The 2,845-nt window shown below is 71.5% G+C and carries 3 protein-coding genes; 2 read left to right on the forward strand and 1 reads right to left on the reverse strand.

Annotated features, from left to right (window positions below; genetic code table 11):
• Positions 1–204: 204 nt before the first annotated feature.
• Together QH283_RS08980 and secG are read left to right on the forward strand one after the other, a co-directional pair.
• A complete protein-coding gene (locus QH283_RS08980; protein WP_280502557.1) occupies positions 205–1,824 on the forward strand; it encodes an MFS transporter in 1,620 nt (539 codons plus the stop codon).
• A 57-nt stretch (positions 1,825–1,881) separates the two neighbouring features.
• Positions 1,882–2,115 (forward strand): preprotein translocase subunit SecG, encoded by a 234-nt coding sequence (gene secG, locus QH283_RS08985; RefSeq protein ID WP_011210117.1) that lies wholly within the window; start codon positions 1,882–1,884, stop codon positions 2,113–2,115.
• A gap of 49 nt (positions 2,116–2,164) precedes the next feature.
• Here secG and QH283_RS08990 read toward each other — a convergent pair whose 3' ends face one another.
• The gene (locus QH283_RS08990; protein ID WP_280502556.1) at positions 2,165–2,677 is read right to left on the reverse strand and encodes a GNAT family N-acetyltransferase; all 513 of its coding nucleotides are present in this window, start codon (positions 2,675–2,677) and stop codon (positions 2,165–2,167) included.
• Positions 2,678–2,845: the final 168 nt, after the last annotated feature.

Raw genomic sequence — 2,845 nt, forward strand, 5'->3', positions numbered from 1 at the left:
CCGGTGGACCGCGGTTGCGTGCCGTCAGGGTTGGGCACTGCCCCGACAATAGCGGCGGTAGCGGCCGGGCAACCGCGTAGCAACTCGGACATGTCGCCACCTAAGGCTGTAATCGCCCCCGCGGCCGCGGCCGCGAGGACGATTCCAGCCTTCGGTGCCGACATGACCGAGATGCTACGCGGTTGCCCGGCCGATCCCGCCCATATGCTCGGCACAGTGACCACCGCTGACGCCACGCAACCGCTGTCCACCTGGGCGCCGCTGCGCTCACCGATCTACCGGGCGCTGTGGATCGCGCAGCTGGTGTCGAACATGGGCACCTGGATGCAGACGGTGGGCGCGCAGTGGCTGCTGGTGGACGAACCGAACGCGGCGACGCTGGTCTCGCTGGTGCAGACCGCGATCACGCTGCCGGTCATGCTGCTGTCCATCCCCTCCGGCGTGCTGGCCGACCTGATGGACCGGCGCAGGCTGCTGCTGGGCGCCCAGTCCACGATGGCGGTGCTGGCCACCGTGCTGGCGGTGGCCACCGCGACCGGCCACACCACGCCGGGGGTACTGCTGATCCTGCTGTTCCTGCTCGGCTGCGGCCAGGCGATCACCGCACCGAGCTGGCAGGCCATCCAGCCGGAGCTGGTGCCGCGCAGGCAGATCGCCGCGGCCGCCGCGCTGGGCAGCATGAACGTCAACATCGGCCGTGCCGTCGGTCCGGCGCTGGCCGGTGTGCTGGTCGCCGCCTCCGGGCCCGCCCTGGTGTTCGCGTTGAACGCGCTGTCCTTCGGCGGCATCGTGGCGGTGCTGCTGTTCTGGCGGCGGCCCGCCGCCGACCGCACGCTGCCCAACGAGCGTCCGCTGGCCGCGTTGCAGGCGGGCACCCGGTTCATCCGCGCCGCCCCCGCGATCCGGCGGGTGCTGTTGCGCTGTCTGCTCTTCGTCGGCCCGGCCAGCGCGGTGTGGGCGCTGCTGCCGGTGATCGCGCGCGACGGGCTCGGACTCGACTCCTCGGGTTACGGTCTCATGCTGGGCGCGCTCGGTGTCGGCGCGGTCGCCGGGGCGCTGGCGCTGGCCCGCATCCGCGCGAAGCTGACGCCGACGGCCAGGTTGACCATCGCCTCGGTGGTGTTCGGCCTGGCCGCGGCGGGCTCGGCGCTGATTCCGAGCGTGGCGGTGGTGCTGGTGCTGCTGGTCGGCGCGGGCATGGCGTGGTTGCTGGCGCTGTCGACGATGAACGCCACCATGCAGCTGCTGCTGCCTGCCTGGGTGCGGGCGCGCGGTCTCTCGGTGTACATGCTGGTGTTCATGGGCGGGCAGGCGCTCGGCGCGCTGCTGTGGGGTCTGGTCGCCGGCGCCACCTCGACGGTCACCGCGCTGCTGATCGCGGCGGGCCTGCTGGTGTGCGGCGCGGCGGTGAGCGTGTGGTTGCCGATCCGCCACGATGTCGAGGACCTGGACCTGAGCCCGGCCACCTTCTGGCAGGAACCGGAGCTGGTGGTCGAACCCGATCCCGACGACGGGCCGGTGCTGGTACTGCGCTACTACGACGTGCCCGCCGAACGCCTCGACGAGTTCCTCGCCGCGATGGTGTTCGTCGGCCGGTCCACCCAGCGCACCGGCGCGATGGAGTGGCGGCTGTTCCGTGACGTCGGGGTGGTCGACCGCTATGTGGAGGCCTTCGTGGTGCGCTCATGGGCCGAGCACATGCACCAGCACCAGGTGCGGCTCACCGCGCAGGACCAGCTGCGCACCCAGGCGGTCGCGGAGTTCCGCGCGGGCGAGCCGAACATCACCCACCTGGTCGCCGTCGACACCCCCGGCCGCCGCTGAACCCGGCCCGGCCGCCCGATTGGGGCCGGCGCGGCCTCACCCCATAGACTGACCGGCATGCGGATGTTCCTGGATATCCTCCTCATCATCACCAGCGTGCTGCTGGTGCTGCTGGTGCTGCTGCACCGCGCCAAGGGCGGGGGTCTGTCCAGCCTCTTCGGCGGCGGCGTCCAGTCGAGCCTGTCGGGTTCCACCGTCGTCGAGAAGAACCTCGACCGCGTCACCATCTTCACCGGCATCATCTGGCTGATCGCCATCCTCGGCATCGGCCTGGAGATCAAGTTCTCCTGATCAGGCGGATCGTCCGGGCAGGGGGCATCCGAGCTCGGCCGATCCGGGATCACTCGGGCGGGACGGCCCGCGCCTCGAACTGCACGTGAGTCCCCGACTGTCCGGTGCGGACCATGCCGAGCCGCTCGCAGAGCTGGATCGACGCCTCGGCGCTCTCGTCGGCACTCGCGACGACCCGGTCCAGCCCGAGGGTTCCGAAGGCGTAGTCGAGCACGGCCCGGCAGGCCTCGAGGGCCAGCCCCTCGCCGCGATGGCCCTCCTCGACGCTGGAGACCATCCTGATGCCGTCGCGGCTCCAGCGCAGACCGCACACGCCGAGCAGCCTGCCGTTCGGGGAGGACCGTGGGGTCAGCGTCCAGAAGCCGTAACCGCGGATGGCGAAGTCGAGATCGCTGCGCTCGGTCAGCGCCACCACCATCGCCGCGATGACCGGTTCGTCGTCGAAGAGGTTGCGGCGGATGCCCGGATCGTTCCAGTGCTGGTGCAATCGCTCGGCGTCGGACGCGCGCAGCGGGCGCATCCGCAATCGAGGGGTGAGCAGGATCGGGCCGGCGGTCGTCATCGTCGCCGATCTTTCCGGGCCGGGCACACGCTGTCCAGCGGCGGGGATCAATCGTTGCGGGGCACCCTGCCGTCGATGTCGGTGAAGCCGTAGCGGTCGGCGAGTTCGTACACCCGCCGGGCGGTGCCGGTCGACGCGCGCCGGTCCGGGTCGGCGGCCAGCGCCACC

The organism is Nocardia farcinica (assembly GCF_029867845.1).
GTDB classification, from domain to species: domain Bacteria; phylum Actinomycetota; class Actinomycetes; order Mycobacteriales; family Mycobacteriaceae; genus Nocardia; species Nocardia farcinica_A.

Excerpts from the sequence above, each read along its gene's own strand:
- QH283_RS08980 (WP_280502557.1), top strand. The coding sequence starts at position 205 with ATGCTCGGCACAGTGACCACCGCTGACGCCACGCAACCGCTGTCCACC.
- secG (WP_011210117.1), top strand. The coding sequence starts at position 1,882 with ATGCGGATGTTCCTGGATATCCTCCTCATCATCACCAGCGTGCTGCTG.
- QH283_RS08990 (WP_280502556.1), bottom strand. The coding sequence starts at position 2,677 with ATGACGACCGCCGGCCCGATCCTGCTCACCCCTCGATTGCGGATGCGC.